At 71.6% G+C, this 5,668-nt stretch carries 5 protein-coding genes; 2 read left to right on the forward strand and 3 right to left on the reverse strand.

What is annotated here, in order from left to right; all coding sequences use genetic code 11:
- Positions 1 to 209 precede the first annotated feature (209 nt).
- Both AOK24_RS25190 and AOK24_RS25195 read left to right on the forward strand, forming a co-directional pair.
- Positions 210 to 569: a cupin domain-containing protein gene (locus AOK24_RS25190; protein WP_055722359.1), complete on the forward strand. Its 360-nt coding sequence runs from the start codon at positions 210 to 212 to the stop codon at positions 567 to 569.
- A 435-nt stretch (positions 570 to 1,004) separates the two neighbouring features.
- Positions 1,005 to 2,465, forward strand: a complete 1,461-nt coding sequence (locus tag AOK24_RS25195) for a multicopper oxidase family protein (RefSeq protein ID WP_055722360.1) — start codon at positions 1,005 to 1,007, stop codon at positions 2,463 to 2,465.
- 5 nt (positions 2,466 to 2,470) lie between these two features.
- Here AOK24_RS25195 and AOK24_RS25200 read toward each other — a convergent pair whose 3' ends face one another.
- The 3 genes from AOK24_RS25200 to AOK24_RS25210 form a co-directional block, all read right to left on the reverse strand.
- On the reverse strand, positions 2,471 to 3,367 hold the full coding sequence (locus AOK24_RS25200) for a DUF4436 family protein (RefSeq protein WP_055722361.1): 897 nt from the start codon (positions 3,365 to 3,367) through the stop codon (positions 2,471 to 2,473).
- A gap of 143 nt (positions 3,368 to 3,510) precedes the next feature.
- Entirely contained in the window at positions 3,511 to 4,860 is a 1,350-nt protein-coding gene (locus AOK24_RS25205) for a vWA domain-containing protein (protein ID WP_055722362.1), read from the reverse strand.
- On the reverse strand, positions 4,857 to 5,668 hold an 812-nt coding region (locus tag AOK24_RS25210), incomplete at its 5' end, for an AAA family ATPase (protein WP_240554112.1). The genes AOK24_RS25205 and AOK24_RS25210, both read right to left, overlap by 4 nt.

Consider the following 5,668-nt stretch of genomic DNA (forward strand, 5'->3'; position numbering starts at 1 on the left):
GTGCGGGGGAGGGGCGTGAGGCGGGGGAGGTGAGGCGGAGGGCTGTCCGGCGCGGCCTCTGCGACGCGGGCACGGCCCTCATGGGCGGCCCCGGTTCCCCCGAATGGCGGCCCCCGCTGGACAGGCGGACCATGAAGGCGTAGGGCCGGAAGCGGTGTCGGGAGCCGGGCCCGGTCGTGATGTTGGCGTGGCCGGAAGGGAGGAGCGTCATGCTGGAGACGAAGACGCTCGACAAGCCCGACGAACGGCGCGATTTCCCGCGCGGTCACCTCGAAGCCGTCCACCTCACGGGGCTCGACTTCGCCGTGGCGACGTTCGAGCCGGGCTGGCGCTGGTCCGAGTCGGTGGCACCCCTCGCGGGCACGGACAGCTGCGAGATCCACCACAACGGGTACGTCGTCCAGGGACGCATGCGCATCCGGATGGACGACGGCGGCGAGGGCGAGGTCGGCCCCGGTGACGTGTTCGTCTGCTCGCCCGGGCACGACGCGTGGGTGGTGGGCGACGAACAGGTCATCGTGTACGACTTCGCCGGGTCGATGGCGAAGGAGTACGCGAAGGCGGACTAGCGGGCTCACGCCCCGCCACCCGGCGGGGATGCCTCCGCCGGTCAGGGGATAGGGCCGGGCGGCCGTGGGCGGCGAGACTTGCGGCGGCCGGGGCGTTCCCCGGACCGCAGCCGCCCGTCCCATGGAGGCTGTACCTGGCAGTGGAGCCGGTCACCGCACCCGCGGCGACGGGCTCCACTGCGGTTCGGGGCTTATATTCCTCTCCCAGCCGTTATGAGTCGTTATGCGCCGGAGTGAGATTTGTTGTCTGCACGCTCGATCGCGAGGCGGTCGCCCGCCACCCGCCTCGGAGTCCTCGCTGTCGGGGCCACTGTCGTGTTCTCCGCTCTCGCGGGCTGCGAGAGTGTGAAGCCGGCCCCGGCAGCCGGCGAGAGGAGGCCGGCCCCGGCAGCCGCCGGAAAGCCACTGCCGACCACTGAGAAGCAGACAGCCGGCATGGTGCCCGGTGCCGCGCTGGTGGAACCGCCCGACCTCAACGAAGCAACCCCCGAGGACCAGACGGTCGAGCTGACCACGGTGGAGAAAGAGGTGACGATCTCGGGCAAGAAGGTGCTCGCGGAGACCTACAACGGAAGTCTCGTCGGGCCGACCCTCCACGTGGTTCCCGGCCAGCGCCTCACCCTGAAACTGACCAACAAGCTCGGCACGTCGACCAACCTGCACTTCCACGGGCTGCACCTGTCCCCGAGAGGGCACGCGGACAACATCACGCTGTCCGTCGAGCCCGGTCGGACGCTCACCTACGATCTCGACATCCCCAAGGACCAGCCGCTCGGGACGTACTGGTACCACGACCACGACATGTGCCCCAAGGACGGCCACTCCATGCCGGGGATGACGATGCCCGACGCCCCGAAGAACTCTCGCTGCGACGGAACCGAGAGCCAGGTCGGGGCAGGTCTGTCGGGAACCATCATCGTCGGGGACAGCCGCGAGTCGCTGCCGTCGGACTACCGCCGGGTCACCGCTCACACCTTGGCCCTCAAGGACGCGCAGATCAGCTCGACCAGCTCGATCGTCTACCCGGACGGGGTCCTCGAACCCGCGTCACCGACGACTCGCCTGGTCAACGGCCAGTACCGGCCGACGCTGACCATGCGAGCCGGTGAGACCCAGTTGTGGCGCCTCGCCAATGTGGGGTACGCCATCGACTACGACCTCCAGCTCGACGGCGGTACCTTCACCGTCGTCAACCAGGACGGGAATCCTTCCGCGACACCGGCTCGGGTGAAACACCTCCTGATCCCGCCCGGCGGACGCTTCGACGTCCTGGTGACCGCGGGAGCCCCCGGATCGACCTGGCTCAGGACTCTCGCCTATTCGACCGGGTCGGACGGCGACGACTACCCCGACACCACCCTCATGAAGGTCGACGTCCGGCCAGGAGACGCGGACGCGGAGCCGGCCGCCGCCGAGGCGCCGCCGGGCGCGGCCACCTCGCCGCAGCTCACCGGGCCGCTCACCGGAGCCCTTCCCGACCTGTCCCAAGAATCCGTCGCCCGGTCCCGCAGCCTGGTCCTGAGCGACGACGGCGGCAACAACTTCTACATCAACGGCAAGCTGTACGACATGAAGCCGACGTTCACGCAACCGGCCACGCTCGGCACGGTCGAGGAATGGACGCTCACCAATACGGCCAACCAGAACCACCCGTTCCATCTCCACACCGTCCCGTTCCAGGTCCTCAGCGTGAACGGCGTCGCCCAGCCTCCCGCCGACTTCAGGGACGAGGTGATCGTCCCCCACTCGGTCAACGGGAAAGCCGGAAAAGTGGTGATCCGGATGCGCTTCACGGACTTCACCGGGCAGTGGATGTTCCACTGCCACGTCACCGGACACGAGGACAACGGAATGATGGGCTCCCTGACCGTCGTCGCCGCCGACGGCCAGGGATAAGCAGCTCAGCCGCCGGCCGGAGGCGTTTCGTCGGCCCGGCGTTCGCGCATCTCCAGGATCAGGCCCTGCACGACAACGGCGCACAGGCCGCCCGCGATCAGCAGCTCGACCCAGAAGAAGGACGCGTAGTCGAGCAGCGAACCCGCGGGCGGGCTGCCGGGCGCGGCGTTGCGCATACCCACCAGGGCGAACAGGGTGGCGGCCATCCAGCTCAGGGCGGGCCACACCAGGCCACGCCGCCGGCTCACGATGATCCAGGCCGCCGAGGCCACCGCGAGCCCGAGCAGCCACATCGCGACCATCATGAACCACGCCAGGATGAACGACCCGCGCGAGCGCACGAACCGGACCTCCGCCTGCACCACGCCGCCGAACTGCTCGGCCTCGGCCGGGCGGAGCAGGAAGAACGGGTCGGCCTCCTCCACCGACAGCGTCACGGGCACCTCGCGCCCGCCCACAGTGGCGCTGAAGAAGACCTCGGCGGAGTAGCGGTCGAAGGGGTAGTCGGAGATCGTCCCGCCGGAGAGGACGACGGACACCTCCTGTGCCGAGGTGGGCCGCCCGGCGGGGAAGGCCAGCCGGTCACGGGCCAGCCCCGACGTCGTCAGCTCAAGGTCACGGGCGGGCACACCGGTCACGGGGTCGCCGTAGCTGCCGGAAGGGGCGACGGCCACTCTCAGGGTGGCGCGCTGGTCGGCGGCGTCCACCTTCTGGACGGTGACCTGGATGTCGACGCGGTTGACGGACCCGGCCTCACCGACCAGCACGTCCCGGCTCCGGGCGTGGCGTTCGTTGAGATAGAGCAGGAAGCCGCTCGCGCAGACCGCCAGCACGAGGACGAAGGCGAACACCGCGAGCAGACCGCTGCGGCGCAGGTGAGGGTCGGTCGGGACAAGGCGCATGGGACGGACTCACAGGCAGAAGGGGCGTGACGGCTTCCATCACAGCGCCCGCGCACCGGCGCACCCCGTACCGGCGGCCCCGACAGGGCCGGACGCCAACGGATCGGCCCAATCCCCCCGCCCGGACGGGGAACAGCACTAGGTCAGACCGGGAGCAGCCGGCTCACGAGATCGCCGAGCTGGCGGGCGGTGCGGCACTCGTGCATCGCGACCAGCCCGGCGTACTCGGGGGCCGCCGAGTCCCCCGTGCCCCACAGCGACCGGGGCTCGGGGTTCAGCCAGTGCACGCGCCGCGCGCGCCCGGCGATCTCGCGGACCGCCGCGAGGTTCGGGTCGCTCATGTTGGTGCGGGCGTCGCCGAGGACGAAGACGGTGGTGCGCGGGGTCAGCGTGAGGCCGTACCGCTCGGCGAACTCGCCCAGCGCGGTGCCGTAGTCGCTGCTGCCGTGCCACCGCGTGAGCTCGGCCTCCGCGCGGATCACCGCACCGAGCCCCGCCGGGTCGGCGGCGCCGTGCCGCAGGAGGCCGGTCACCTCGTCGACGCGGTTGACGAACGCGAAGACGCGGACCTTCGAGAACTGGTCGTGGAGGGCCTGCACGAGCAGCATCGTGAAGTCGGAGAACCCGGACACGGACCCCGACACGTCGCAGAGCAGGACCAGTTCGGGCCGCACGGGCCGCCGCCGGCGCAGCACCGGACGGACGGGCACCCCGCCCGTCGACAGCGAGGCCCGCAGCGTGCGCCGCAGATCGATCGTCCCCCGCGAGGCACGCCGCCGCCGAGCCGCCAGCCGCGTCGCGAGCTTGCGCGCCAACGGCTGCACCGTACGCCGCAGTTCGGCAAGCCGGTCGCGCCCGGCGTACAGGAAGTCCACCCGGTCCGCGCTGGGCGCCACCGCGCGCCGCGCGATCATCTCGCGCCCCCGCCGCTCGGCCACCCGGCGCCGCGCCTCGGCGGCCACCAGCGCCCGGAACTCCTCGATGCGCGCCCGGAGTTCGTCTTCGAGGAGCCGGTCAGTGAACCCCGTACCGGCACCCCGCGAACGCACGTCGTCGCGGACCCGCGCCAACAGGGTCTGGGGGCGCAGCCGTTCGAGGGTCTGGTGCGCCGACCACCCGTCCGACCCCGGCGAACTCCCGTACCCGCCCAGGGCGTCGACCGCCTCGACGGCCAACTGCCCCAGCGTCGCACCGTCGTTGTCCGCGAGGGCCTCGGCGAGCCGCTCCCGCAGCGACTCCCGGTCGCCCGGCGCCTGCCCCGGCGCCCCCACGGAGCGCGGGAAGTACAGGTCGAAGACGGCGTCGAACACCGCGCGCTGCCCCGCCGTGTGCAGCAGGGTCGCCGCGAGCCCCTCGCGCAGCACCTCGCGGTCGTCGAACCCGAGCACGGCGAGCGCCTCGGCCGCGTCGACGGTCTCGCCGGTCCCGACGGACACCCCGTGCTCGCGCAGCACGCCGACGAACCCGGCGAGGCGGGCCGCGACGTCGTTCACACCGCGTCCAGGTCGAGCTTGGCGGCGGCCTTCAGGATGTCGTCCTGGTGCTTGAGGACGACCCCGAGGGTCTCGCGCACGACGGTCTCGTCCAGCGTGTCCGCGCCCAGCGCGAGCAGGGTGCGCGCCCAGTCGACGGTCTCCGCGACCGAGGGCGCCTTGCGCAGGTCCATCGCCCGCAGCGCCCCCACGACCCGCACCACGGACGCGGCCAGCGCCTCCTCCACACCGGGCACCTTCAGCCGGACGATCCGCCGCTCCAGCTCCTCCTCGGGGAACCCGATGTGCAGGAACAGGCAGCGCCGCCGCAGCGCCTCGGACAGCTCACGGCTGGCGTTGGAGGTGAGGACGACGAACGGCCGGTGCGTCGCGGTGACGGTGCCCAACTCCGGGACGGTGACCTGGAAGTCGCTGAGCACCTCCAGGAGCAGCCCCTCCACCTCGACGTCCGCCTTGTCGGTCTCGTCGATCAGCAGCACCTTGCGCGCGTCCCCGCGGATCGCCGTCAGCAGGGGCCGGGGGAGGAGGAACTCCTCGCTGAAGATGTCGGTACGCGCCTCGTCCCACGTCTCGTCACGCCCCGCGCTGATCCGCAGCAACTGCTTGGCGTGGTTCCACTCGTACAGCGCGCGGGACTCGTCGATGCCCTCGTAGCACTGGAGCCGGACCAGTTCGGCGCCGCCCACCGCCGCGACCGCCTTCGCCAGCTCCGTCTTCCCGACCCCGGCCGGCCCCTCGACGAGCAGCGGCTTGCCGAGGCGGTCGGCGAGGAAGACGGTCGTGGCGATCGCCGGGGAGGCGAGGTACC

It is taken from the genome of Streptomyces niveiscabiei, from assembly GCF_001419795.1.
GTDB lineage: Bacteria > Actinomycetota > Actinomycetes > Streptomycetales > Streptomycetaceae > Streptomyces > Streptomyces niveiscabiei.